At 68.9% G+C, this 25,633-nt stretch carries 23 protein-coding genes and 1 pseudogene; 11 read left to right on the top strand and 13 right to left on the bottom strand.

Translation table 11 applies throughout. The features are described from left to right. Positions 1 to 38 precede the first annotated feature (38 nt). From ACQ859_RS14325 to ACQ859_RS14305, 5 genes and pseudogenes are all read right to left on the bottom strand, one after another. Positions 39 to 743, bottom strand: a complete 705-nt coding sequence (locus ACQ859_RS14325; RefSeq protein ID WP_067273709.1) for a succinate dehydrogenase iron-sulfur subunit — start codon at positions 741 to 743, stop codon at positions 39 to 41. A 22-nt stretch (positions 744 to 765) separates the two neighbouring features. Further along, on the bottom strand, positions 766 to 2,574 hold the full coding sequence (gene sdhA, locus ACQ859_RS14320; RefSeq protein WP_431266335.1) for a succinate dehydrogenase flavoprotein subunit: 1,809 nt from the start codon (positions 2,572 to 2,574) through the stop codon (positions 766 to 768). Positions 2,575 to 2,577: 3 nt separating this feature from the next. Next, complete coding sequence (gene sdhD / locus ACQ859_RS14315; protein ID WP_331614721.1) at positions 2,578 to 2,940, bottom strand: succinate dehydrogenase, hydrophobic membrane anchor protein; 363 nt, start codon at positions 2,938 to 2,940, stop codon at positions 2,578 to 2,580. Positions 2,941 to 3,013: 73 nt separating this feature from the next. After that, a complete protein-coding gene (sdhC, locus tag ACQ859_RS14310) occupies positions 3,014 to 3,454 on the bottom strand; it encodes a succinate dehydrogenase, cytochrome b556 subunit (protein WP_431257945.1) in 441 nt (146 codons plus the stop codon). A gap of 126 nt (positions 3,455 to 3,580) precedes the next feature. Further along, positions 3,581 to 4,362, bottom strand: a pseudogene (locus ACQ859_RS14305) (GntR family transcriptional regulator). Between the two features lie 255 nt (positions 4,363 to 4,617). Between ACQ859_RS14305 and ACQ859_RS14300 the strand changes: the two are divergent. The 6 genes from ACQ859_RS14300 (at position 4,618) to acnB (ending at position 11,124) form a co-directional block, all read left to right on the top strand. Continuing rightward, positions 4,618 to 5,604 carry a malate dehydrogenase gene (locus tag ACQ859_RS14300; RefSeq protein ID WP_431266334.1) on the top strand — a complete coding sequence of 329 codons (987 nt, stop codon included), beginning with the start codon at positions 4,618 to 4,620 and terminating at the stop codon, positions 5,602 to 5,604. 180 nt (positions 5,605 to 5,784) lie between these two features. Next, a complete protein-coding gene (locus tag ACQ859_RS14295; protein WP_431266333.1) occupies positions 5,785 to 6,795 on the top strand; it encodes an HpcH/HpaI aldolase/citrate lyase family protein in 1,011 nt (336 codons plus the stop codon). A 180-nt stretch (positions 6,796 to 6,975) separates the two neighbouring features. After that, on the top strand, positions 6,976 to 7,542 hold the full coding sequence (locus ACQ859_RS14290; RefSeq protein ID WP_431266332.1) for a hypothetical protein: 567 nt from the start codon (positions 6,976 to 6,978) through the stop codon (positions 7,540 to 7,542). Between the two features lie 249 nt (positions 7,543 to 7,791). Next, the gene (locus ACQ859_RS14285; RefSeq protein ID WP_431266331.1) at positions 7,792 to 8,061 is read left to right on the top strand and encodes an AbrB/MazE/SpoVT family DNA-binding domain-containing protein; all 270 of its coding nucleotides are present in this window, start codon (positions 7,792 to 7,794) and stop codon (positions 8,059 to 8,061) included. A gap of 4 nt (positions 8,062 to 8,065) precedes the next feature. Then, the gene (locus ACQ859_RS14280) at positions 8,066 to 8,488 is read left to right on the top strand and encodes a type II toxin-antitoxin system VapC family toxin (protein ID WP_431266330.1); all 423 of its coding nucleotides are present in this window, start codon (positions 8,066 to 8,068) and stop codon (positions 8,486 to 8,488) included. 47 nt (positions 8,489 to 8,535) lie between these two features. After that, positions 8,536 to 11,124: a bifunctional aconitate hydratase 2/2-methylisocitrate dehydratase gene (acnB, locus tag ACQ859_RS14275; protein WP_431266329.1), complete on the top strand. Its 2,589-nt coding sequence runs from the start codon at positions 8,536 to 8,538 to the stop codon at positions 11,122 to 11,124. A 171-nt stretch (positions 11,125 to 11,295) separates the two neighbouring features. On the opposite strand, the gene sodC is transcribed toward acnB, so the two are convergent. From sodC to ACQ859_RS14250, 5 genes are all read right to left on the bottom strand, one after another. Beyond that, positions 11,296 to 11,832 carry a superoxide dismutase [Cu-Zn] SodC gene (gene sodC / locus ACQ859_RS14270; RefSeq protein ID WP_431266328.1) on the bottom strand — a complete coding sequence of 179 codons (537 nt, stop codon included), beginning with the start codon at positions 11,830 to 11,832 and terminating at the stop codon, positions 11,296 to 11,298. Between the two features lie 81 nt (positions 11,833 to 11,913). After that, the gene (locus ACQ859_RS14265) at positions 11,914 to 12,417 is read right to left on the bottom strand and encodes a tetratricopeptide repeat protein (RefSeq protein WP_431266327.1); all 504 of its coding nucleotides are present in this window, start codon (positions 12,415 to 12,417) and stop codon (positions 11,914 to 11,916) included. Positions 12,418 to 12,656: 239 nt separating this feature from the next. Continuing rightward, positions 12,657 to 13,253: a DUF3455 domain-containing protein gene (locus ACQ859_RS14260; protein WP_431266326.1), complete on the bottom strand. Its 597-nt coding sequence runs from the start codon at positions 13,251 to 13,253 to the stop codon at positions 12,657 to 12,659. Positions 13,254 to 13,400: 147 nt separating this feature from the next. After that, complete coding sequence (locus tag ACQ859_RS14255) at positions 13,401 to 14,285, bottom strand: YbgC/FadM family acyl-CoA thioesterase (protein WP_431266325.1); 885 nt, start codon at positions 14,283 to 14,285, stop codon at positions 13,401 to 13,403. Beyond that, positions 14,282 to 15,301, bottom strand: coding sequence for an alpha/beta hydrolase (locus tag ACQ859_RS14250; RefSeq protein WP_431266554.1), 1,020 nt, complete (start codon positions 15,299 to 15,301; stop codon positions 14,282 to 14,284). Before ACQ859_RS14250 ends, ACQ859_RS14255 begins: the two co-directional genes overlap by 4 nt. Positions 15,302 to 15,443: 142 nt before the next feature. On the opposite strand from ACQ859_RS14250, the gene ACQ859_RS14245 reads away from it, so the two are divergent. Together ACQ859_RS14245 and ACQ859_RS14240 are read left to right on the top strand one after the other, a co-directional pair. Beyond that, positions 15,444 to 16,604, top strand: coding sequence for an iron-containing alcohol dehydrogenase (locus tag ACQ859_RS14245; RefSeq protein ID WP_431266324.1), 1,161 nt, complete (start codon positions 15,444 to 15,446; stop codon positions 16,602 to 16,604). Positions 16,605 to 16,678: 74 nt separating this feature from the next. After that, positions 16,679 to 17,266, top strand: coding sequence for a TetR/AcrR family transcriptional regulator (locus ACQ859_RS14240; RefSeq protein ID WP_431266323.1), 588 nt, complete (start codon positions 16,679 to 16,681; stop codon positions 17,264 to 17,266). A 245-nt stretch (positions 17,267 to 17,511) separates the two neighbouring features. On the opposite strand, the gene ACQ859_RS14235 is transcribed toward ACQ859_RS14240, so the two are convergent. Both ACQ859_RS14235 and ACQ859_RS14230 read right to left on the bottom strand, forming a co-directional pair. Next, the gene (locus ACQ859_RS14235; RefSeq protein WP_431266322.1) at positions 17,512 to 19,239 is read right to left on the bottom strand and encodes an IlvD/Edd family dehydratase; all 1,728 of its coding nucleotides are present in this window, start codon (positions 19,237 to 19,239) and stop codon (positions 17,512 to 17,514) included. 7 nt (positions 19,240 to 19,246) lie between these two features. Beyond that, a complete protein-coding gene (locus ACQ859_RS14230; RefSeq protein WP_431266321.1) occupies positions 19,247 to 20,278 on the bottom strand; it encodes a Bug family tripartite tricarboxylate transporter substrate binding protein in 1,032 nt (343 codons plus the stop codon). 160 nt (positions 20,279 to 20,438) lie between these two features. On the opposite strand from ACQ859_RS14230, the gene ACQ859_RS14225 reads away from it, so the two are divergent. From ACQ859_RS14225 to ACQ859_RS14215, 3 genes are all read left to right on the top strand, one after another. Beyond that, positions 20,439 to 21,359, top strand: coding sequence for a LysR family transcriptional regulator (locus ACQ859_RS14225; RefSeq protein ID WP_431266320.1), 921 nt, complete (start codon positions 20,439 to 20,441; stop codon positions 21,357 to 21,359). Positions 21,360 to 21,479: 120 nt separating this feature from the next. Next, positions 21,480 to 22,445, top strand: a complete 966-nt coding sequence (locus tag ACQ859_RS14220; RefSeq protein WP_431266319.1) for a tripartite tricarboxylate transporter substrate-binding protein — start codon at positions 21,480 to 21,482, stop codon at positions 22,443 to 22,445. 133 nt (positions 22,446 to 22,578) lie between these two features. Then, a complete protein-coding gene (locus ACQ859_RS14215; RefSeq protein ID WP_431266318.1) occupies positions 22,579 to 23,595 on the top strand; it encodes a Bug family tripartite tricarboxylate transporter substrate binding protein in 1,017 nt (338 codons plus the stop codon). A 76-nt stretch (positions 23,596 to 23,671) separates the two neighbouring features. Here the strand turns inward: ACQ859_RS14215 and ACQ859_RS14210 are convergent, their stop codons facing one another. Next, positions 23,672 to 25,498: a M66 family metalloprotease gene (locus ACQ859_RS14210; RefSeq protein ID WP_431266317.1), complete on the bottom strand. Its 1,827-nt coding sequence runs from the start codon at positions 25,496 to 25,498 to the stop codon at positions 23,672 to 23,674. Positions 25,499 to 25,633 lie beyond the last annotated feature (135 nt).

Here is a 25,633-nt window from a genome sequence, read left to right as displayed (position 1 = left end):
GTGTGCGTGAGTTCGCGTGGATTCGCGTGCGAGCGGGCTCAGACGGTGCGACGCACCATCAATTCCTTGATCTTGCCGATCGCCTTCGTCGGGTTGAGACCCTTGGGGCAGACGTCGACACAGTTCATGATGGTGTGGCAGCGGAACAGGCGGTACGGGTCCTCGAGGTTGTCGAGGCGCTCCGCGGTGGCCTGGTCGCGGCTGTCGGCGATGAAGCGGTAGGCCTGCAGCAGGCCGGCGGGGCCGACGAACTTGTCGGGGTTCCACCAGAAGCTGGGGCAGCTGGTCGAGCAGCTCGCGCACAGGATGCACTCGTACAGGCCGTTGAGCTCGTCGCGCTCTTCCGGGGACTGCAGGCGCTCCTTCTCGGGCGGCGCTTCCTCGTTCACCAGGAACGGACGGATCGAGTTGTACTGCTTGAAGAACTGCGTCATGTCCACGATCAGGTCGCGGACGACGGGCAGGCCCGGCAGCGGCTTGAGGATGATGACGTCCGGCAGCGAGCGCAGGTTGGTCAGGCAGGCCAGACCGTTCTTGCCGTTGATGTTCATCGCGTCGGAGCCGCAGACGCCTTCGCGGCACGAGCGGCGGAAGGACAGCGAGGGATCCACCGCCTTGAGCTTGAGCAGGGCGTCCAGCAGCATGCGTTCGTTGCCGGCGAGCTCCAGCTCGATGGTCTGCATGTACGGCTTGGCGTCCTTGTCCGGGTCGTAGCGGTAGATCTTGAAGGTGCGCTTGATCATGTTTGAGTGCTCCTGCGGCCGGTCAGAAGGTACGGACCTTCGGGGGGACGCTATCGACGGTCAGCGGTTGCAGATTCACCGGCTTGTAGGTCAGGCTGTTGGACTTGGAGTGCCACAGCGTGTGCTTCATCCACTCCTTGTCGTTGCGGCCCAGCGGGAATTCCGCATCGTCCGCGCCGCGCTCGAAGTCGTTCACCGTGTGGGCGCCGCGGCATTCCTTGCGCGCGGCGGCGGACACGATCGTGGCCTGCGCGGCCTCGATCAGGTTGTCCACTTCCAGGGCCTCGACACGCGCGGTGTTGAAGACCTTGGACTTGTCCTTCAGCGTGATGTTCTTGACCCGCTCGCGGATCGCGGCGACGGCAGTGACGCCTTCGTCGAGCAGCTTGCTGGTGCGGAACACGCCGGCGTGCGACTGCATCGCGGCGCGCAGGTCGTCGGCGACGCCCTGGGCGTATTCGCCGCCGGTGTTGGACTCCAGGCGGTTCAGGCGCGACAGCGTCTGGTCGGCGGCGTCCTTGGGCAGCGGCTTGTGCGACTTGCCGGAGTTCTTGACGGCGTCGACGATGTGGTTGCCCGCGGCGCGACCGAAGACCAGCAGGTCCAGCAGCGAGTTGGTGCCCAGGCGGTTGGCACCGTGCACCGACACGCAGGAGCACTCGCCCACCGCGTACAGGCCGTTGACGACGTCCTTGTAGTTGTCGCCCTTGGGGGTGACGACCTGGCCGTGGACGTTGGTCGGGATGCCGCCCATCTGGTAATGGATGGTCGGCACGACGGGGATGGGTTCCTTCGTGATGTCGACGTTGGCGAAGTTGTGGCCGATCTCCAGCACCGACGGCAGGCGCTTGGCGATGGTGTCGCCGCCCAGGTGGGTCATGTCCAGCACGACGTAGTCCTTGTTGGGACCGCAGCCGCGACCTTCCTTGATCTCCTGGTCCATGCAGCGCGAGACGAAGTCGCGCGGTGCCAGGTCTTTCAGCGTCGGGGCGTAACGCTCCATGAAGCGCTCGCCGTTGGCGTTGCGCAGGATCGCGCCCTCGCCGCGGCAGCCTTCGGTCAGCAGCACGCCCGCGCCGGCCACGCCGGTCGGGTGGAACTGCCAGAACTCCATGTCCTGCAACGGGATGTCGGCGCGCGCCGCCATGCCCAGGCCGTCGCCGGTGTTGATGAAGGCGTTGGTCGACGCGGCGAAGATGCGGCCGGCACCGCCGGTGGCCAGCAGCACGGTCTTCGCTTCGAGGATGTGGACCTCGCCCGTCTCCATCTCCAGCGCGGTCACGCCGACGCAGTCGCCGTCGGCGTCGCGGATCAGGTCCAGCGCCATCCACTCGACGAAGAAGTTGGTGCGGGCCTTGACGTTCTGCTGGTACAGCGTGTGCAGCAGCGCGTGGCCGGTGCGGTCGGCCGCGGCGCAGGCGCGCTGGACCGGCTTCTCGCCGTAGTTGGCCGTGTGGCCGCCGAACGGACGCTGGTAGATCGTGCCGTCCGGGTTGCGGTCGAACGGCATGCCGAAGTGTTCGAGCTCGTAGACGACCTTGGGCGCTTCACGGCACATGAACTCGATGGCGTCCTGGTCACCCAGCCAGTCCGAGCCCTTGACGGTGTCGTAGAAGTGGTAATGCCAGTTGTCCTCGGACATGTTCCCCAGGCTGGCGCCGATGCCGCCCTGGGCGGCCACGGTGTGCGAGCGGGTGGGAAAAACCTTGGACAGGACGGCCACGTTCAGGCCGGCCAGGGACAGTTGCAGCGACGCGCGCATGCCGGAGCCGCCGGCACCGACGATCACCACATCGAATTTGCGCTTGGGCAGCGAGGTTCCGATTTGCATTTCTTACAGCCTCCAGAGCACTTGGATCGCCCAACCCGCGCAACCCGTCAACCACACCAGCGTGAACGTGTGCAGGAACAGCCGCACGCCCACCGGTTTCACGTAATCCATCCAGATGTCGCGCACGCCGACCCAGGCGTGGTACGCCAGGGACACGATCAGCGCGAAGGTCAGGAACTTCATCCACTGCTTGCTGAAGATCCCCGCCCACAGGTCGTAGCCGATCGGCTGGCTGGTGAACAGCACTTGCGCGAGCAGCACGAGGGTGAACAGCGCCATGAGCAGCGCGGTGGCGCGCTGGACCATCCAGTCGCGCAGGCCGTAATGCGCACCGGTGACGATGCGCTTGCTTCCGTAGGTTGTCATTGTTGATTTGCCTCTTGGGTCAATCGTCGGAACTCAGCCCGACCGCGCGGCGCGCCGTGCGGTCGCGGCGTGATCAGTACAGGCCGAACAGCTTGGCGCCGAGCGCCAGCGTCAGCACGACGCTCAGCACCAGCGTGACGATCGCGCTGTTCTTGCCCTGCGCCTTGCTCACGCTGTGCGTGGCGTCCATCCACAGGTGGCGCACGCCGGCGATGAAGTGGTGCAGGTAGCCCCAGATCAGGCCCAGCGTCACGAGCTTGATGAACCAGCCCGGCAGGAAGCCGATGCCGGACACGAAGGCCGCGGTGAAGGTCTCGTACGAGATCTCGGACGTGAGGCTGGTGTCGAACATCCAGATCACGAACGGGAGCAGGAAGAACATCAGCAGGCCGCTGATGCGATGCAGGATCGAGACGATGCCGGCCGGGGGCAAGCGGTACGACACGATCTGCGTGACATGGATGTTGGTGTAGACCGGTCGATTCTTCTTGGTGGCTTGGGTGGCGTCCGTCATGTCCGACCTTGTAATCAATGTGAAACCCGAAGATTTTATGGCAACGCAACACCCCTGAAGGGTGTCCTGGGCGCATCTCGTCTTCTGGCGTTGCCATGAAAACGTCAGCGCCGCAACGCGAAAGCATCAGTTCAGGCTGTTGCGATAAAAGTGGTGGGAAGTGTTGTAGAGACCGCGGCGCAACTCCACCGGCTTGTCGCCGTAGGTGAAGGAGAGCCGCTCCACGCTCAGCAGCGGACTGCCGGGCGCTACCTGCAGCAGCGCGGCGGCGTCTGCCTCCGCCGCGACCGCACGGATCTTTTCCTGCGCCCGGATCATGGGCACGTTGAATTCGGTTTCGAGCAGGCTGTAGAACGGGCCGCGATGCTCGAGCAGCCGCTCGGTCGTCAGCCCCTTGAACAGCGCGCCGGGCAGCCAGATGTCGTCGAGCACGACCGGATGACCGCCGCTGTGCAGCAGGCGGCGGATCTCGATCATCGGATCGCCGGCGCGCAGCTGCATCAGCTTGGCGATGAAGGCCGGCGCGCGCTGGCGCTTGCAGTCCAGCAGCTGGCGGCCGAGCGACGAGGCCTCCTCGGCATCCGGCGTCAGCCGCAGGAAGCGGTATTGCTGCTGCTGTTCCGCATGGGTGGCGACGAAGGTCCCCTTCCCCTGCTTGCGGACCAGCAGGTTGTCGGCGGCGAGCTCGTCGACGGCCTTGCGCACGGTGCCCTGGCTCACCCCGAAGCGGGCCGCCAGGTCCATCTCGCTGGGGATGGTCTCCCCGCCTTCCACTCGCCGGCCTGCAGCCCCTTCAGGATCAGTCCCTTGATCTGGCGATACAGCGGGCTGAACGACGGCGCGGCTTCCGCGCGCGCCAGCTCATTGAGCGGCGTCACGGGGTGGACCGGGGCGGCGGGGGGCGACATGGGGCGCGATTCGAGCACAAACCCGGAGACAGCGTCCACCCTGTAGAGGGAGTCCGACCGGATTAGTCTTATATAAGACAGAAGAGTGTCAGTTTCGCGCAATGCCGATGCGCTACTTTTGGGGGCAGCTCCCCACACCGGTGGGCGAAGAAGACCCTATCGCGATCCGTGCCGAGGCCGTGCTGTCCTACACTTGCCGCCGCTGGCGCGGACTGCGCCTCACGCATCATTCACTCGCACTTCTCGGAGACCCTGATGAGCAAGAAACCCGTTCGCGTCGCCGTCACCGGCGCCGCCGGCCAGATCGGCTATGCCCTGCTGTTCCGCATCGCTTCCGGCGAGATGCTGGGCAAGGACCAGCCCGTCATCCTGCAACTGCTGGAGATCCCCGACGAGAAGGCCCAGAACGCGCTGAAGGGCGTGATCATGGAGCTGGAAGACTGCGCCTTCCCGCTGCTGGCCGGCATCGAGGCCCACAGCGACCCGATGACCGCCTTCAAGGACACCGACTACGCGCTGCTGGTCGGCTCGCGTCCGCGCGGCCCGGGCATGGAACGCGCCGAACTGCTGTCGATCAACGGCGCCATCTTCACCACGCAGGGCAAGGCCCTGAACGCCGTGGCCTCGCGCAACGTCAAGGTGCTGGTGGTCGGCAACCCGGCCAACACCAACGCCTACATCGCGATGAAGTCGGCCCCGGACCTGCCGGCCAAGAACTTCACCGCCATGCTGCGCCTGGACCACAACCGCGCCGCCTCGCAGATCGCCGCCAAGACCGGCAAGCCGGTCGCCGGCATCGAGAAGCTGGCCGTGTGGGGCAACCACTCGCCGACGATGTACGCGGACTACCGCTTCGCCACCATCGACGGCCAGTCGGTCAAGGCCCTGATCAACGATGAAGAGTGGAACCGCACCACCTTCCTGCCGACCGTCGGCAAGCGCGGCGCCGCGATCATCGCCGCCCGCGGCCTGTCGTCGGCCGCCTCGGCCGCCAACGCCGCCATCGACCACATGCGCGACTGGGCCCTGGGCACCAACGGCAAGTGGGTCACGATGGGCATCCCGTCGGACGGCTCCTACGGCATCCCGAAGGACGTGATGTTCGGCTACCCGGTCACCGTCGAGAACGGCGAGTACAAGATCGTCCAAGGCCTGGAGATCGACGAGTTCTCGCAAGCCGCGATCAAGAAGACGCTGGACGAACTGCTCGAAGAGCAGAACGGCGTGAAGCACCTGCTCTGAACCACCCCTACCGCCTTCGGCGGCCCCTCAAGGGGCGGCTCCGAGGCCTGGCAAAGCCAGATCCTCGTGCCCCGCTTGAACAGGACCAGGCTTCGCCGGTCCGTCGCTGAAGGCAGTATCGTTGGGCCGATCTTCGCAAGAGGGTCGGCCCTTCTTCTTTCCACCTGTTCATCCCCACCCATGACCGCCCTCCTCACCCCCGCCCAGGCCCTGTTCGAAGAAGGCCAGGCGCCCGTCGTGCTGCCGGTCGTCGATCACTACTGCGGCGTCGAGGCGCGCATGCTCAAGAGCCTCGAGCTGCAGGTGCGGATGGGGCCGGTCTTCGACATCACGCTCGATTGCGAGGACGGCGCCCCGGTCGGCGGCGAGGCCGAGCACATGCTGCTCGTCCTGCACCTGCTGAACGGCTCGCTGAACGCGCACGGCCGCGTCGGTGTGCGGGTGCATCCGTTCAAGCATCCGGCCTTCGAGGCCGACGTCGAGGCAGTGATCGCCGGCGGCGGCGAGAAGCTCGCCTTCCTGATGATCCCGAAGCCCGAAGGCATCGACGATCTGAGCCGCGCTGTCGCCTTCATCGACGACAGCCTGAAGCGCCACGGCATCCGCAAGCCGCTGCCGCTGCACACGCTGATCGAGACACACGGCGCCCTGCGCGACGTGATGGCGATCGCGGCGCATCCGCGCATCGAGTCGCTCTCCTTCGGCCTGATGGATTTCGTCTCCGCGCATCGCGGCGCGATCCCGCGCTCGGCACTGACGGTCGACGGCCAGTTCACGCACCCGCTGGTGCAGCGCGCGAAGCTGGCGATCGCAGCCGCCGCGCACAGCTACGGCAAGACGCCGTCGCACTGCGTGGTCACCGAGTTCAAGAGCGAACGCGCGATCCAGCACGCCGCCGAGCGCGCCGCGCGCGAGTTCGGCTACACGCGGATGTGGAGCATCCACCCCGCCCAGATCCAGCCCATCATCGACGCCTTCGCGCCCAGCGTCGCGGAGATCGACGAGGCGATCGACATCCTGCAGGCCGCGCAGGCCGCACAGTGGGCGCCGATCCAACACCGGGACATGCTCCACGACCGCGCGAGTTACCGTCTGTTCTGGCATCTCCTGCAGCGCGCCCACGGCACCGGCCAGAACCTGCCGACAGAGGTGGCGCAGACCTGGTTCGCACCGCATCCATCGCCCCTGTGACGCCCCGCTGCCCCGTGAAGACCCTAGCAACGATCAACCGTTTGACACATTAAATCCCCGCTTCAGGGGACGCGGGCGCAGTCACAATCCTGCATCGCCGAGCTCCGGCGCTTCGTTTTTCCGGCCCTTGCTTCGGCCGGTGATTCAAGCTTTCCCAGGTCCAACTTCCACGCCCTCCCCATGCGACTGACCGCCCTCCTCCTCTCCGGCGCCGCTGCCGCCGCGCTCACGCTGACCGCCGGCATCGCCGCCGCGCAGCCCGCCGCCAACACCGGCACCGCCAAGCCCGCGGCACCGGCCAAGACGGCCAAGCCCGCCGCGAAGACGACCGCAGCCAAGAAGGCCGCCCCCGTCAAGGCGCCGCCGCCGCCCCTGCCGGAAGCGAACGAGGAACAGCTGGCCGCCGCCAAGCGGGCCTACCTCGGCCTGTACGAGTGCGAGTTCAAGCAGTCGATCACCATCGAGCCGAACGCCAAGGACGTGGGCTACATCAACGTGGCCTTCAAGAAGGACACCTTCGTGATGAAGCCCGTGCTGTCGACCACCGGCGCCCTGCGCCTGGAAGACGTCACCGGCCGCACGCTGATGGTCCAGATCGCCAACAAGTCGATGCTGCTGGACGTGAAGGCCGGTCAGCGCCTGGTCGACGACTGCATCCACCCGGAACAACGCGCCGCGATCGAAGCCGCGCGTGCCTCGTCGGCCCCGGCCGGCGGCGGCCTGGGCATCACCCCGAGCGCCCAGTAAACACCGCGCCTCGCTGGACGAAGCCGCCTCTCGAGGCGGCTTTTTCATGTCCAGCCTGCCCCGCGTCGGCGGGACGCTCCTTATCCATACTGCGCCGGTCGGGCTTCAGGCGGGGCGCTGGCTTTCACGACCCGGAAGTACGTACAATTCATGCATACTTTCTGGCTCATACCGACAGTGCGCTTGCGCACCCCGGTCATGAAAACGCCAGAGCCGTCGTCTAATCTCCCAGCACTGCCAGGAGCCCGCATGGAAGCCACCGTCGCCGAACGAGGTCAGATCACCCTGCCCAAGGCCGTCCGCGATGCGCTGGGGCTGACCAAGGGCACGACGCTCAAGGTCGAGCTCGACGGCGCGCGCATCATCCTGCGCAAGAACGTCGACGACGCCATCTCCCGCGCCCGCGGCCGCTTCAAGCTGCCGGAAGGCACCGCCACCGACGACGTGATGCGCGACCTGCGCGGCCGCGCGCCGGATGAGGCGACCGGGGAAATCGCCGACGACGGCAAGACCGCCTGATCCGATGATCGCCGTCGACAGCTCCGTCCTCATCGACCTCCTGGGCGACGCGCCCGGCGCGGACGCGGCCGAGGCCGCGCTGCGCCTGGCGCTGTCCAGCGGTCCGGTGGTGCTGTGCGACGTGGTGCTGTCCGAGGTCACCGCCGGCCTGGGCCACGGCTCCGAGGTGATGGACGCGCTGGAGGAGATGGGCCTGAGCTTCCTGGCCATCGACCAGCGCGCCGCCATCCGCGCCGGCGAGATGCAACGCAAGTTCAAGCAACGGCTGGCCGACAAGGGGGCCGACGCCGCCTCGTCGCGCGCCATGCCCGACTTCCTGGTGGGTGCGCACGCGATGCTGCAGTGCGATGGCCTGATCACCCGCGACCAGGGATTCTTCCGAGACTATTTCAAGGGCCTGAAGGTCATCGTGCCCAGCGCACCCTGACCCCGGCCCGATTTTTGACCCAAGCAGAGACAACGACTGGAGTTCGCATGCTGCAAGCCTACCGCCAACACGAAGCCGAACGCGCCGCGCTCGGCATTCCGCCGCTGCCGCTCGACGCCAAGCAGGTGGCCGAGCTGATCGAGCTCATCAAGGCCCCGCCCGCCGGTGAAGACGCCTTCCTGCTGGACCTGCTGACCCACCGCGTGCCTCCGGGCGTGGACGACGCCGCCAAGGTCAAGGCCAGCTTCCTGGCCGCCGTCGCGCACGGCGACCTGAAGGTCGGCCTGATCTCCAAGGCCAAGGCCACCGAGCTGCTGGGCACCATGGTCGGCGGCTACAACGTGCATCCGCTGATCGAGCTGCTGGACGACGCCGAAGTCGCCGGCACCGCCGCCGAGGGTCTGAAGAAGACCCTGCTGATGTTCGATTACTTCAACGACGTCGCCACCAAGGCCAAGGCGGGCAACGCCAAGGCCAAGGAAGTGATGCAGAGCTGGGCCGACGCGGAGTGGTTCACCTCGCGCCCCGAGGTGGAAAAGAAGATCACCGTCACCGTCTTCAAGGTGCCCGGCGAGACCAACACCGACGACCTGTCGCCGGCCCCGGACGCCTGGAGCCGCCCGGACATCCCGCTGCACTACCTGGCGATGCTGAAGAACACGCGTCCGGACGCCGCCTTCACCCCCGAGGAAGACGGCAAGCGCGGCCCGATGCAGTTCATCGAGGACCTGAAGAAGAAGGGCCACGTCGTGGCCTACGTCGGCGACGTCGTCGGCACGGGTTCGTCGCGCAAGTCGGCGACCAACTCGGTGATCTGGGCCACGGGCCAGGACATCCCCTTCGTCCCGAACAAGCGCTTCGGCGGCGTGACGCTGGGCGGCAAGATCGCGCCGATCTTCTTCAACACGCAGGAAGACTCGGGCTCGCTGCCGATCGAGGTCGACGTCAGCAAGCTGGAGATGGGCGACGTCATCGACGTGCTGCCGTATGAAGGCAAGCTGGTGAAGAACGGCGAGACCGTCACCGAGTTCAAGCTCAAGAGCGACGTGCTGTTCGACGAAGTCCGCGCCGGCGGCCGGATCAACCTGATCATCGGCCGCTCGCTGACCGCCAAGGCGCGCGAGTTCCTGGGCCTGCCCGCGTCGACGCTGTTCCGCCTGCCGCAGGCCCCGGCTGAAACCAAGGCCGGCTTCACGCTGGCGCAGAAGATGGTCGGCCGCGCGGTCGGTCTGCCTGAGGGTCAGGGCGTGCGCCCGGGCACCTACTGCGAACCCAAGATGACCACCGTCGGTTCGCAGGACACGACCGGCCCGATGACCCGCGACGAGCTGAAGGACCTGGCCTGCCTGGGCTTCTCGGCCGACCTGGTGATGCAGTCCTTCTGCCACACCGCCGCGTATCCGAAGCCGGTGGACGTGAAGACGCACCGCGAGCTGCCCGCCTTCATCTCCAACCGCGGCGGCGTGTCCCTGCGTCCGGGCGACGGCGTGATCCACAGCTGGCTGAACCGCCTGCTGCTGCCCGACACCGTCGGCACCGGCGGCGACTCGCACACGCGGTTCCCGATCGGCATCTCGTTCCCGGCGGGTTCGGGCCTGGTCGCCTTCGGCGCCGCCACCGGCGTGATGCCGCTGGACATGCCGGAATCGGTGCTGGTGCGCTTCAAGGGTGAGATGCAGCCGGGCGTGACCCTGCGCGACCTGGTGCACGCGATCCCGCTGTACGCGCTCAAGGCCGGTCTGCTGACCGTGGCCAAGGCCGGCAAGAAGAACATCTTCTCGGGCCGCATCCTGGAGATCGAAGGTCTGCCCGACCTGAAGGTCGAACAGGCGTTCGAGCTGTCCGACGCGTCCGCCGAGCGCTCCGCCGCCGGCTGCACGATCAAGCTGAATCCGGCGCCGATCAAGGAGTACCTGAGCTCCAACGTCGTCCTGATGAAGAACATGATCGCCGACGGCTACGCCGACGCGAAGACGCTGCAGCGCCGCATCGAGAAGGTCGAAGCCTGGCTGGCCAAGCCCGACCTGCTGGAAGCGGACAAGGACGCTGAATACGCAGCCGTGATCGAGATCGACCTGGCCGACATCACCGAGCCGATCGTCTGCTGCCCGAACGACCCGGACGATGCCAAGGTGCTGTCCGAAGTCGCCGGCACCAAGATCGACGAGGCCTTCATCGGCTCGTGCATGACCAACATCGGTCACTTCCGCGCGGCGGCCAAGCTGCTGGGCGGCCAGCGCGACATCCCGGTCAAGCTGTGGGTCGCGCCGCCGACCAAGATGGACCAGAGCGAGCTGATCAAGGAAGGCCACTACGCCGCCTTCGGCACGGCCGGTGCGCGCACCGAGATGCCGGGCTGCTCGCTGTGCATGGGCAACCAGGCGCAGGTCCGCGAGGGCGCGACGGTGATCTCCACCTCCACGCGCAACTTCCCCAACCGTCTGGGCAAGAACACCAACGTGTTCCTGGGCTCGGCGGAACTGGCCGCGATCGCCTCGCGTCTGGGCCGCCTGCCGACCAAGGAGGAGTACCTCAAGGAGATGGGCGTGATCGACGCCGACAAGGCCAGCGTCTACCGCTACATGAACTTCGACCAGATCGAGGAATACGCGGAGACGGCCAAGACGGTCGCGTGATGCGACGGGCGACCTGACGGTCGCTCGATCTCGAGATCGGCGGGGGATGTTGAGTCCCCTGCCCCTCGCCAAGGAACAAGGGCCCGGAGGTGCGAACCTCCGGGCCCTTTGCATTGGCGATCGCGAATAGTGCGTCGCCGCGGCACGGGCATGGCGCCCGCGCCGGAATGCTCAGCCGCCGATAACGCCGCAGGCGACACGCGCTCCGCCACCGCCCAGCGGCGCGGGATGGTCGGAGTGGTTGTCACCGCCCATGTGGACCATCAGCGCATGGCCCTTCACCTCGTCGATCTTCTTCAGGCGTGGCGACAGCACCGGGTTCGTCGACTGGCCGTCATGCCCCACGTACAGCGGCGGCAGATCGCCGAGGTGGCCGTCGCCCCACGGCTCGCCGTGGTGCTTGCTGCCCAGCGGATCGAAGTGGCCGCCGGCGGCGCCGGCCGGCGTCACCGTGCCGTTGGCCGTGGACGGCGCGCACGAGGGGTTCTCATGCACGTGGAAGCCATGCACGCCGTGCGGCAGGCCGGTCAGCTGCGGATAGAACGCCAGGCCGTAGGGCGTCTCGACGATGCGCACCGTGCCGGCCGAGGCGCCGGGGCCGTCGGGCTGCGCCATGGACAGATTGACGGTCAGCTCGGCCGCGTGAGCAGCCGACAGGGCGGCGCCGGAGACGAGCAGGCCCAGGCACAACGACTTCACGAGATTCATTCAAGGCTCCTTGCGGGGGAACAGGAAAGAGGGAATCGGGGGAGAAAACGGGAGAAGGCACTGGCGTGCGCGAACCGCGGCTTACCAGCCGCCCTTGGCCACGTACTTGTTGCCGTTGGCCTGATAACGGGCGATGGCGTCCTTGAGTTCCGTGTGCTGCTCGCAGGACGACTTGCACTCGGTGGCCAGCGACGCGAGGCGAGCCTGCGCCTTCGCCAGGTCGCCCTTCATCAGGTAGAGCTCGCCGGAGTACTCCAGCGTGTTGCGGTGATGCGGATCGATGCGCAGCGCCTCGTCGTAGTAGCGCTCCGACGCGGCCAGATCGGGGCTGGCGGCCTTGCGCAACACGTAGCCCATCAGGTTGTTCCAGTCCGCGCTGCGGCGGTCGTCGACGCGCTTCAGTTCGTCGCGGGCGGCCTCCCACTGACGGGCTTCGATCAGCTGACGCGCGGTGGCCAGGCGGTTCACGGCCGGGGCGGGCGCGGCGGACGGCGGCGGCGCCGTGTCGGCGGCCTGGACGGATGACATGGCACCGGCCAGTGCCCAGACGGCGGCCATCAGGGACAGCAGTTTCAAAGTCTTCATGGGTTGCTCCTCAAGCTCAAACGTGATGCAGGACATCCTGCTCTCTGACGTACGGGTCTGACGTGAAAGCGGACGCACCGGCTTGCAAAAATCGTTGTAACGGTTCGTCCGAAGGGCTCCGCGGCAAGCCGCTTCACGAGGTCCTCGGCGGATCGTCACCACACCTTGACGCGGACGCCTTCAACACGGCTGTCGCGGGCGTCCGCGGCGCGGGAAAGGATGATCGGCGAAGACGTCGCTCACCGCGACGGGGCGACCGCCCAGAAGAGGTAGTCGGCGGTGTAGCCGACGCGCTCGATCCGTCCCGATGCCGCGGTGGTGCACGCCGCGGGCGCAGGCGCGACGCCGCCGACGGTGTTGATGCGCTGCACCGCGTCGACGGGGTCCAGTGCGCCCGAGCCGGTCCGCGACGTCACCGTCAGCAGCAGCCAGGGGATCGCCCCTGTCGTCGGCGCCGGGACCGATGCCTTGGCTTGTCCGACGATGCGGGAGCCGTCCGCCAGACGCCAGAACGGACCGGCGCCGTGGTCGCCGATCTTCGCGCCGCGCGCGTCGAACAGCGCCGCCTCAGGGCCGCGGAATTTCCACTCCCAGGCGCTGTTCGCGCCCTGCGCGCATTCATAGATCTGGACGCCGACGGCGTGGACCTGGAGCAGCTGGCGCGAGCCATCCGCCGGGCGCAGCGCGGTGGGGACTTCCGGGTCCTTCACGGCGACTGCGGTCGTGGGGTCGTCGGGCAGTCGGGACAACTCGTCCGCGGACGGACGGGTGGCCTGCGCGCTCGCACAGGCGGCGAGGGCAAGAGCGGAAAAGAGAGCGGGGCTCAGACGCATCATGGCGATCTCCTGGGTCGGATGGGAAACGGGCGGCGTCGGTGCCGCACATCAGCCACTTACGGAGCAGCGTCCAGGATGGATGCAAACGCGAGGGATGCCACGGCGATGAAGCCGCCGCGACGGAGCCACCACGAGGAGGCAGGCGCCTCAGAGCCCCCGCACCATCTCCACGTGCGCGATCCCGGCCTCCTCGAACACCGGCCCTCGCCGCTGGAACCCCGCGCGCGTGTAGAACCCTTCGGCGCTGAGCTGCGCGTGCAGCAGCACCTCGCGGTAGCCCTGCTCCCGCCCGGCCTGCATCAGCGCATCCAGCACCTGGCGGCCGACGCGGCTGCCGCGCATCGGCGACAGCACCGCCATCCGCCCGATCTTGGCCACGCCCGGCACGTGCTCCAGCAGCCGGCCCGTGGCCAGCGGCCGGCCCAGCCGGTTGTAGGCCACCGCGTGCGTGCAGCTCTCGTCGGCGGCGTCCCATTCCATCTCGGCGGGGATCTTCTGCTCCTCGACGAACACGGCCTGACGGATGCGGTGCGCGTCCTCGCCCACCGTCGCCCAGTTGCCCACGCGGGCCTCGGTCATCGCCTCGCCGCGCTCGAAGCCCAGCAGCAGGTCGCGCAGCGCCTGCGGGACCGCCTTGGGCACGCGCACGGCGGGATCGGCGAAGACGTAGACCAGCTCGCCGTGCACCAGGCACTCGTCGCCGCGGAACACCGCGCAGCTCACCGTCATCGACGTCGTGCCGACGCGCTCGGTGCGCACGCCGATGTCGAGCAGCTCGTCGTAATGCGCCGAGCCCAGGTACTCGATCGTCGACTTGCGGACGAAGAGATCGCCTTCCAGCGACTGCATCGTCGGCGCGTAGGGCAGCGCCAGCGCGCGCCAGTAGCCGCCGACCGCCGTGTCGAAGTAGGTCAGGTAGTGGCCGTTGAAGACGATCTGCTGCGCGTCGATCTCGGCCCAGCGCACGCGCAGGCGTTCGAAGAAGCGGAAGCGGTCGCGGCTCATGCCGGCGTCGGTGGCGGTGGTGCTCATGCGGAAGCCCCGGTGGGGGTCGAGGGAGTCGTCGTCCCCGCAGCGGGAACGGATACAGGAACGGGCGCCGGCAGGCCGAAGGCCGTCCTGAGCGCATCCGCGCAGTCGTCGAGCGCCTGCTCGGCTTCCGGGATGCTGCGGCCCATCTTGATGAAGTCGTGCGTCACGCCGCGGTACAGCTCCAGCCGCACCTCGTTGCCGTTGGCGCGCAGCAGGTCGGCGTAGGCGATGCCTTCGTCGATCAGCGGATCGGCCTCGGCCAGGATGACGGTGGCGGGCGCCAGGCCTTCGTGGTCCTCGGCCTCCAGCGGCGCGAAGCGCCAGTCGTCCCGCTGATCCGTCGGGATGTACTGGTTGAAGAACCACGCGATGGTGTCGGCGTCCAGCAGGTGCCCCTTGGCGAAGCGGCGGTGCGAGTCGGTGTCCGCATGCGCCGTCGCGCCCGGCGTGATCAGCAGCTGCATCACGAGCGAGAGGCCCAGGCGGTCGCGGATGTCGCGCGCATGCAGCGCCGTCACCGCGGCCAGCGTGCCGCCGGCGCTGTCGCCGCCGACGGCGATGCGCGCACGGTCCAGGCCCAGACCGGCCGCCGCGGCCGCCAGCCATTCGAGCGCGGCCCAGCAGTCGTCGACGGCACCGGGGAACGGATGGTCGGGCGCGAGCCGGTAATCGACCGCGATCACCGCGCAGCCCGTGCGCAAGGCCAGTTGGCGGCACAGGCTGTCGTGGGTCTCGAGGCTGCCGATCACGAAGCCGCCGCCGTGGAAGTACAGCAGCACCGGCAGGCCGCGCGCGTCCCGCCCTGCGGCGTCCTCGCGCGTGAGCGGGGCGTACAGGCGAGCGGGGATGTCGCCGGCGGGACCCGGGATGGCCAGATTCTCGATGCGCGGCAGCGGCGCCCGCGGCAGGTCCAGGATCTCGGCGCCCATCAGGTAGGCGATGCGGGCCTGCCTGGGCGTGAGGCTGTGGAAGGACGGGCGGTTGGCGCGGTGGATGCGCTCGAGCACCGCGGCCATCCGCGGTGTCAACAAGGTGCTACTCAACGGGAACTCCAGGACGTAGGCTCGGCTGCTGCCAAGCCCCAATCGCGGGATTCTCCCAGACCCCGCGGGCCCGCGCCGCCGCGGCCCGCCAACACCCAGGCAAAGGACATCGCCCATGGCCCTGATCCAGTACCTCACCCACATCCACCTGGAGGCCGGCGCGCGCCGGCTGATCGGCGCGGAATGCGTGCGCGCCGGCATCGGCAAGCCGTTGATCGTCACCGACCGGGGCGTGCGCGCCGCCGGCGTGCTGGACCTGGTCCTGGAGGCCTGGGCCGCGTCGCCGATCGAGGCAGCCGCCCTGCCCGTCTATGACGGCACGCCGCCCAACCCGACCGAGGCCGCCGTGCGCGAGGCCGTCGAGGTCTTCCGCGCCCACGGCTGCGACGGGCTGATCGCGATCGGCGGCGGCTCGAGCATCGACCTGGCCAAGGGCGTCGCGATCGCCGCGACCCACGAGGGCCCGCTGACGGCGTACGCCACCATCCTCGGTGGCGCCGGGAACATCACCGCCCGGGCCGTGCCGCTGATCGCGGTGCCGACGACGGCGGGCACCGGCTCCGAGGTCGCGCGCGGCGCGATCATCATCGTGGACGACGGCCGCAAGCTCGGCTTCCACAACTGGGAGCTGATGCCCAAGTCGGCCGTCTGCGATCCGGAGCTGACGCGCAAGCTGCCGGCTTCGTTGACGGCGGCGACAGGCATGGACGCGATCGCGCATTGCATGGAGACCTTCATGTCGTCGGCCTTCAATCCGCCGGCCGACGGCATCGCGCTCGAAGGCCTGCGCCGCGGCTGGCGCCAGATCGAGCGCGCCACCACCCATCCCGACGACCTCGACGCGCGCCTGGACATGATGGCCGCGAGCACGATGGGCGCCCTTGCCTTCCAGAAGGGCCTGGGCTGCGTCCACTCGCTGAGTCATGCGCTCGGCGGACTGATGCCCAAGCTGCACCACGGCACCTTGAACGCGGTGTTCCTGCCGGCGGTGATCCGCTTCAACGGGATGCACGACTCGATGCGCCGCGACGACAAGATCGCCCGCATGGGCCACGCGATGAACCTGCAGGAGGGCACGCCGGCCGACGAGCTCGCCGGCGCGGTCAAGGCGATGAACCAGCGGCTGGGACTGCCCGCCGGGCTCGGCGCGATGGGCGTGACGGTCGACCTCCACGAGCAGATCGTCGAGCGCGCGCTGCACGACCACACCCACAAGACCAATCCACGCGAGGCCTCGGCGAGCGACTACCGGAAGATGCTGGACGAGTCGATGTGAGCCGGCTGGCGGCGGCGTCTACCAACTAGTAGACAACCGGTAGAATGGGGCCTCGTTCATCCGGATCGGGCCCCATGACCGTCGAGCTCTCCCCCAAGGCCGCCGAGATCGTCGCGCACACGCGAGCGCTGCTGGTCTCGGGCGGCTACAACAGCTTCAGCTATGCCGACCTGGCCGAGCGGGTCAAGATCACCAAGGCGAGCATCCACCACCACTTCCCGAGCAAGGCGGTGCTGGTCCAGCGCGTGGTGGCGCTCTACCGCGAAGAGGCCCGTCACGGGCTGGCGGGCATGGAGCGACAGATCGGCGATCCGACCTCCGTGCTCAACGCCTACGCGAACTACTGGGCCGGCTGCATCCGCAGCGGCGAGCATCCGTTCTGCATCTGCGCGATGCTCGCGACGGAGATGCCGACCATTCCGGAGGAAGTGGCGGTCGAGGTCCGAGCGCATTTCAATGACCTGAACGCCTGGCTCGCCGGCGTGCTCAAGCGCGGCGCGGCCGCCGGCCAGTTCCACCTCGGAGGCACTCCGGCGAACTCGGCACGCGCGTTCATGGCGGTCGTGCACGGCGCGATGCTGGTAGCCCGCGCCGTCGATGACCCGAAGGCGTTCGGCGCGATCGTGCAACCGGCGATCGTCAAGCTGACACAGCCGGGCTGACTGCCCTGACCCCGCGCGCTGCGCGCGCCCCTCACCCCCACCCTCTCCCGCAAGCGGGCGAGGGAGCCCGACCAGCGTCCTTCTTACTTCTCTTCCGCTTGCGGAAGAGGGAGCCCCGCCGGAGCCTTTCTTACTTCTCTCCCGCAAGCGGGAGAGAGCGCCCGACCAGCGCCCTTCTTACTCCCTCTCCCGCTTGCGGGAGAGGGCGGGGGTGAGGGCCAGCAGCGGTGGAAGTGCAGAAGCGCTCAGCGGTCTTCGGGGGCCTTGCCCGTCGTCTTCACCGCGCGCAGGAAGTCGAAGTCGACGCCCTGGTCCGCCTGCGTGACCGTCTGCAGGAACAGCTTGCGATAGCCGCGTTCCGCCGTCGGCTCGACGACCGGGTTCTCCGCGGCGCGCTTCGCGAGTTCCTCGTCGGAGACCAGCAGCGCGATCTCGCGATCCTTCACGCTCAGCCGGATGCGGTCGCCGTTGCGCACGTGGGCGAGCGGACCGCCCACCGCTGCCTCCGGCGTCACGTGCAGCACGATGGTGCCGAAGGCCGTGCCGCTCATGCGGCCGTCGGACACGCGCACGATGTCCTTCACCCCCGCCCGCGCCAGCTTGCGCGGGATCGGGATGTAGCCCGCCTCGGGCATGCCCGGCGCGCCCTTCGGTCCGATGTTCTTCAGCACCAGGATATCGTCGGCGGTGACATCGAGCTCATCGCTGTCGATGCGCGCGGCGAGGTCCGCGCTGTTCTCGAAGACCACCGCCCTGCCCTCGTGCTCCATCAGCTTCGGATCCGCCGCCGACTGCTTGATGATCGCGCCGCCCGGCGCCAGATTCCCGCGCAGCACGGCCAGGCCGCCTTGCGGATAGAGGGGCCGGTCGAAGGGGCGCACGACGTCCTGCTTGAAACCGTCGCCGTTGCGTTCGATCTCCTCGCCCAGCGTCCGGCCGGTGACCGTCAGCGCCTCCAGGCGCAGCAGCGGCTTGAGCTCGCGCAACAGCGTCGCCATGCCGCCCGCGTGGTGGAAGTCCTCCATGTAGTGCTGGCCCGACGGCTTGAGGTCGAGCAGCACGGGCGTCTCGCGCCCGAGGCGATCGAGACCGGCGAGATCGATGTCGATGCCCATCCGACCGGCGATCGCGGTCAGGTGCACGATGCCGTTGGTCGAGCCGCCGATCGCGAGCAGCACGCGCAGCGCATTCTCGAACGCGGCCGGCGTGAGGATCTTGTCGATCGTGAGCCCCTTGCGGGCGAGCTCGACCGCCTGCGCACCGGTCTGCTCGGCGATGCGGATGCGATCGGCCGTGACGGCCGGCGGCGACGCGCCACCCGGCACCGTCATGCCGAGCGCTTCCGCCACGCAGGCCATCGTGGAGGCCGTGCCCATCACCGAGCAGGTGCCCACGCTGGCGACGAGCTGGTTGTTGACGTCGGCGATCTCCTGATCGTCGATCTCGTCCGCGCGGTACTTGCCCCAGTAGCGGCGGCAGTCGGTGCAGGCGCCGACGCGCTCGCTTCGATGACTGCCGGTGAGCATCGATCCGGTGATCAGCTGGATCGCCGGGATGCCCGCCGAGGCCGCGCCCATCAGCTGCGCCGGCACCGTCTTGTCGCAGCCGCCGATCAGCACCACCGCGTCCATCGGCTGCGCGCGCACCAGCTCCTCGGTGTCCATCGACATCAGGTTGCGCAGGTACATGCTGGTCGGCGCCGAGAAGCTCTCGTGCACCGAGATCGTCGGGAAGTCCATCGGCAGGCCGCCGGCAAGCATGATCCCGCGCTTCACCGCCTCCAGCAACTGCGGCATGTTGCCGTGGCACGGGTTGTAGCTGCTGCCGGTGTTGGTGATGCCGATGACCGGCCGGTCCAGCGCGTCGTCGGTGTAGCCCGCGCCCTTGATGAAGGCCTTGCGCAGGAACAGCGAGAAGCCCTGGTCGCCGTAATTGGTCAGGCCCTTCTTCAGGCCCTTGGGTTGATCGCTCACAGCTGCCTCACTCGTCTGCCTTGATGTTGGCCTCAGCGATGACCTTGGCCCATTTCGTCACTTCGCCCTTGAGGCGCTCCTGCGCGGCGGCCGGCGTCAGCGGCGCCTGCGCCACCACGCCCTGCTGGGCCAACTGTGCCAGCACCTCGGGCTTGCGCAGCGCCTTGTAGATCTCCGCGTTCAGGCGCGACACGACGTCGGCCGGCGTGCCCGCCGGCACCAGCACGCCGAAGGTCGAGGTCACCAGGAGGTTGGGGAATCCCGCCTCGGCCGTCGTCGGCACGTCGGGCAGGCTCGGATCCCGCGCGGACGCCGCCACGGCCAGCGGCGTCAGCTTGCCGCCCTTGATGAACTGCAGCACCGCCGGCACGGTCTCGGCCATGAACTGGAGCTGGCCCGCGATCAGGTCGGTGACGGCGGGGCCGCTGCCGCGGTAGGGGATGTTCTCGGTGGCGAGCTTGCCCTGCAGCTTCAGCATCTCGGAGGCCATGCGCTGCGGCGCGCCGGCGCCGGACGAGCCGAAAGACACCTTGCCCGGATTGGCCTGGATGTAGGTCACGAGTTCCTTCAGCGACTTCGCCGGCACCGAGGTGTTGGCCACGAAGACCAGCGGCACGCTGCCGACGACGGCGGCGGTCTGGAAATCCTTGACGAGGTCGTAGCGGACCTTGCCCTTCTCCAGCGTCGCGATGGTCGAGTGCGAGGTCATCGCGCCCATCAGGAGCGTGTAGCCGTCCGGCGCGGCCTTGGCGACCACCTGCGCGCCAAGGTTGCCGCCCGCGCCGGCGCGGTTCTCGACGATGACCTGCTTGCCCAGCCCCATGGAGAGCTCGGCCGCGAGGATCCGGCCGATGATGTCGGTGGCGCCGCCCGGCGAGAACGGCACGATCATCGTGATGACCTTGTCCGGCCACGCGGCGGCAGCGGCGGGGCCGCCGAGGGCGAGCGAGGACGCGGCCACGGCGGCGGCGGCGGTCAGGACCTGGCGGCGATCGACGCCGGGGTGCCGGCGCGGAGGACGGATCGGGGAACGGGGCATGTTGTCTCCTGGCTGTGGTCAGCGGGGTTGTTCTGGGTCGTTATGGGTGGCCATGGTCAGCCAAACGCGACCTGAGAACAATTTGCTTCCCATTGCTTCAGAGCAAAAAATTCCTTATGTTCCGGAGCCCCTTGGTCGGAGCGATGGAAGAAGGCCTCAAATGGATCTGCGCTACGTTCAAAGCTTCGTGACGACGGTGGAATGCGGCTCCATCGCGGAGGCCGCGCGCCGGCTCGACCTCACCGCGCCGGCGGTCGCCGCGCGGCTGAAGGCGCTGGAGGACGACCTCGGCACACCGCTGATCCGGCGCTCCGGGCGCTCGGTGAAGCCGACGGCGGCGGGGCTCAACATCTTCGACCGCGCCCGCAACATGCTCCGCGAGGAGCGCGACCTGCGCGCGCTCGCCAACGAGAAGGTGCAGCTGGGCGAGCTGCGGCTCGGCGCCTTCGTCTCGGCGCTGACGACGGTGCTGCCGCCGGTGCTGCGACGCCTGTACGCGAGCCATCCCGACCTCTCGGTCTCGGTGGTCTCGAACGCGTCGACGGAACTGGTCCGGATGGTGGCGTCCGGCGACCTCGACGCCGCGGTCGTCGTGGAGCCGCAGTTCGCGATCCCCAAGACCTGCGAGTGGCGCGAGCTGATGACGGAACCGCTCGTCGTCGTGGCGCCCAAGGCGCTCGCCCGGCGGGACGCGCACGACCTGCTCCGCACCGAGCCCTTCATCCAGTACGACCGCTCGGTGCTCGGCGGGCAGTTGGCGGACCGCTACCTGCGCCAGCAAGGCCTGACCCCGCGACGCCGGCTGGAGATCAACGGCCTGATGTCGATCGCCGCGATGGTGGACCAGGGACTCGGCATTTCGCTGCTGCCGGACTGGTCGGCGCTGTGGTCCAGCGGGCTGTCCATCCAGAAGGTGTCGCTGCCCGGCACGGCACCGGTCCGCAAGAGCGGTTTCGTCTGGAGCGCGCAAAGCCCGCGCGCGCCGCTGGCGCAGATGTTCCTGGAGCAGGCGGAGGCGCTGTTCGCGCGCCCAAGGCGAAGCGGAAACGCTGAAGCCCTCAGCCATGCCGCCCCGGCATAACAGCTAGCGCCCTTCCGGCATTGGTGTCGGCAGGGTCACCGACCAGAATGCGCGCGGGCGGATCCTCCCGGTCCGACCCTCCGCGCGCCGTCCCCGGCGCCGATTCCCCACAAGGTTCCCATGAAGAGACAAGCATTCCTCTGGGCCGGCGCCGCCCTGGCGTTCGCCGCTCCGCTCGCGTTCGCCCAGGCCCTCCCGCCCGGTCCCGTCAAGATCGTCGTCGGCTACTCCGCCGGCGGCGCCGTGGACGTGGTCGCCCGCGCCGTCGCCGTGCGGCTGCAGACCGAGCTGAAGCAGCCGGTCATCGTCGACAACAAGCCCGGCGGCGGCAGCAACATCGCCGCCCGCACCGTCGTCTCCGCGGCCGCCGACGGCGCCACGCTGCTGATGGCGGCCAACGCCGTCGCGGCCAACATGGCCCTCTACCAGCCGCCGCCCTACGACGTCGAGAAAGACCTGGCCCCGGTCGCCCTGATCGGCCGCGTGCCGGTCATCATCGCGGTCAACCCCGAGTCGCCGTACAAGACGCTCGCCCAGCTGATCGAGGCCGCCAAGGCCAAACCCGAGTCCGTCGGCTACGCGACGCCCGGCAACGGCTCCACGCCGCACCTGGCCGTCGAGCTGTTCGCCAGCGCCGCGAAGATCAACCTGATGCACGTGCCCTACAAGGGCGGCGCCCAGGCGCTCACCGACGTCATCGGCGGCCAGGTGCCGGTCGTGGCGCTCAACGCACTGGAGATCCTGCCGCACTGGAAGAGCGGCAAGCTGCGCCCGCTCGCGGTGCTGAGCGCCAAACGCTCCGCCCTGTTCCCCGACGTGCCGACGATCGCGGAGTCCGGATTCCCCGGCTTCGAGGCCTCGGTCTGGTACGGCCTGATGGCGCCGGCCAGCACGCCCAAGCCGGTGCTGGCCGCGCTGAGCGCCGCCGCCGTCAAGGCCGCTCAATCGTCCGAAGTGAAGGAACGCCTGGCCCAGGCCGGCGGCGAGAGCACGCCCGGCGACGCCGCGGCCTTCGCCAAGCACCTGCATGCGGAACGCGAGCGCTACACGAAGCTGATCACCGCCGCCAAGATCAAGCCGGATTGACGGACGGGCGAGGCGCGCGCGCCTTGCCCGGCAACGGGCGATCTGCGCGTGCGCTGCGCGGGCTGGCCGGGTAATCACGCTCGCGACTCGCGGGGAATCGACGTCTCATCGATCCACAAGATCAGGAGACACCATGTCCATTCCCCGTTTTGCCCTTCGCTCCCAGCGCCCGACCCCGTCGCGCCGCGCGATCGTCATCGCTGCCGCCACGGCCGCGCTCGGCGCGTTCGGCGCCCTGCCCGCCATGGCGCAGGACTTCCCCTCGAAACCGATCCGCTTCATCGTGCCCTACGCCGCCGGCGGCACGACCGACCTGGTCGCCCGCACGGTCGGCGCGCACATGGCGCAGACGCTGGGACAGGCCGTCGTCATCGAGAACCGCGGCGGCGCCGGCGGCAATCTCGGCATGGACGCGGTCGCCAAGTCCGCACCGGACGGCTACACGGTCGGGATGGGCGCCATCTCGACCAACGCGCTTAACCCGCACATCTACAAGAAGATGGCCTTCGACCCGCGCAAGGACTTCAGCGCGATCGGGCTGCTCGGGAACTCGACGATCGTGCTGGAGGTGTCGCCGTCCGTGCCGGTCAAGACCGTCGCCGAGCTGCGCGCGCATGCCGCGAAGAACCCCGGCATGCCGTTCGGGACGGCCGGCGCGGGCACCTCGATGCATCTGGCCGGCGTGCTGTTCGGCCAGCTCAGCCATACCGAGTGGGTGCACGTGCCCTACAAGGGCAGCGCGCCCTTGATCACGGACCTCATCGGCGGCCAGATCCCCGTCGCCTTCGACAACCTGCCCGCCTCGCTGCCGCACATCCAGGCCGGCAAGCTGCGCGCGCTGGCGGTGGCCGGCTCGCAGCGCAATCCCGCGCTGCCGGATGTGCCGACGCTGGCCGAGGCCGGGCTGCCGGGTTACGCGATCGAGCCGTGGTTCGGCGTGTACGGACCCGCCGGACTGCCGGCCCCGGTCGTGCAGCGGCTGGAGCAGGCGCTGAAGGCCGCGCTCACCGATCCCGGCGTGAAGGAGAAGCTGGTCGCCGCCGGCTTCTCTCCGAAGTCGTCGACGGCCGCGGAACTGGCCAAGCTGTCGGCGCAGGAGTACGAGCGGCTCGGCAAGGTGGCGCGCAGCGCCAGCATGTCGGCGGACTGAACCTCACCCATCGCCTTCCGCGGCCTGATCATCGCTGAGCAGGCCGGAGGGACCACGAAGCATCCCTCGACCTTGCTCAGCGCGTGGGGCGCTTCACCGCGGCGCCGGCCTTGCACGACGCCACGTCGAACTGCGTCGTGCCCGACGCGCCGCGGCCGCCGGTGCTGCCGTCCGCCGGCGTCCACTCGTTCACCAGCGGCAGGCTGCCGCCGAAGTCCGCGGCGTTCATCGCGGTGAAGCGCGTCTGCCACTGCGAGCCGTGCGGCGTGCTGAACAGCTGCAGCTTCGTCAGGCCGCCGCGGCCCGTCGGCAGGTTCACCGCGAAGGTCGCGAAGTTGTCGCCGCTGGTCGCGTCCTTGGCGCCGCGCTTGTAGCCGGTCGCGTCGTTGGGCCGGTTGAAGTCGCGATAGCCGATCGGCAGCAGGTGCCGCAGCACGGTGCCGTCCGCGTAGGTCGCGACGAGCGTGTAGTCGCAGCCGCTGTACACGCAGTAGTAGCCGCTCCAGCCGCCCGGCTTGTCGCTCAGGATGCGGTCGACGTCGGCCTGCACCGTCGGGTCCATGCGCTGCGGCAGGTTGCCGGTCCAGGCCGGCGTCACCACCATCGTGCTGGCCGTCGGCGCCTGGTTGAAGTGGGACACGGTGCCGATCACCGTCTGCACCTGCTGGTCGAGCTGCAGCACGTCCACGCCCGCCCGGGCGCGGTCGTCGTTGGAAACCTTCTCGAACGCACCCGTCGTGCGGTTCCAGCGCTTGTAGCCGCCGTCGAAGGTCGTGTCCGGGAACAGCTTGTCCAGGAAGCCCTGCTGCATGATCGCGGCCTGGTAGTCCGAGAACGCGTTCCAGCGGTAGACCGGCGCGTTGCGGTCGTCGTCGCCGCCGGACATCGGCGTGCGCTGATAGCAGACGCCGTTGACGGTGCGCGCGCCGCAGTCCTGGCCGCTGAACTCGCGCGTCGTCAGCAGCTGCTGCTTGACGCTGTCGAAGCCCCAGCTCGAGCCGCTCTTCGTGCCCATCGGGTACGGATCGTCGCCCGCGTCGGCCGCGGCATCGGCGTGCGGCAGTCCGTAGGCATGGCCCATCTCGTGGTTGAAGATCGCCGAGTAGATCGTGTCGGGCCGGTAGTCGCCGCCGGACACGGCCACGCCGCCGCCGCCCAGGCCGCCGCCGGTCGAGGCCGCGACCTGCTTGCCGCCGCTGATCGTCTGGACGAAGCCGTAGAAGCCCGCCGCGAACGAACCGTCTCGGTTGCCCGTCCAGCCGCGCATGTCGCCGAGGATGCGCAGCATGCGCGCGTTGGTGTCACCGTCGATCGCGCGGTAGTCGGCCCACGAGGAGACCGTCATCGCGGGATAGCAGAACTTGTCGTCGTTGCGGCCGGGCACCGCCAGCTGGTCGATCGTGACCGCGCCGGCGATGCGCGTGTCGAGCTTCGCGACCGGCAGCTTCTCCCGGTACTCGACGTCGATCGCATAACCCGCGGTCGACGCGGCGCCCAGCTTGAAGTCCGCGACGACGGACTGCGCCGCGCGCGCGCCGAAGAGGTACATCGGCACCGTGTGGTGCTTCAGCGTCGTGGCCGGGGTGACCGCCAGCGCGATCGTGCGCGGCGAGGAGAAGTCGACGTTGCCGACTTCCAGCTTCGCGCCGATCTGCAGCCACTCCTTGGGCAGCAGCGCGCTGTACTTGACCGTCGAATACGCGGCGCCGCCGCCGTCCGCCGCGGGCAGCTTGGCCGGCGCATTCATCGTCAGGGGGCCGAGCGTGCGGCCGTCCGCCAGCTTCGCGCGCACGACCAGCGTGTTCACGCCGCTCGCCGGCTCCAGCATCAGCAGCGCCGAGCGGTCGGCCACCAGCTGCAGCTTGCGGCTGGTGTTGTTCTTGACCTCGTTGGGCGATTGCATCGTCCGGCCGCCGGCCGGGATCACATGGGTCTGGGCGAGCTCGACGCCACGCAGTTCGGGCGTCGGTGCCGGTGCAGGGGCCGGAGTCGGACCTGCTGCCGGCGCGGGTGCGGGCGCAGGCGTGGGACCGGGCGC

This window comes from Roseateles chitinivorans (genome assembly GCF_050632235.1).
Lineage (GTDB): Bacteria > Pseudomonadota > Gammaproteobacteria > Burkholderiales > Burkholderiaceae_C > Roseateles > Roseateles chitinivorans_A.
This window is presented reverse-complemented; position numbering and strand designations above follow the sequence as displayed.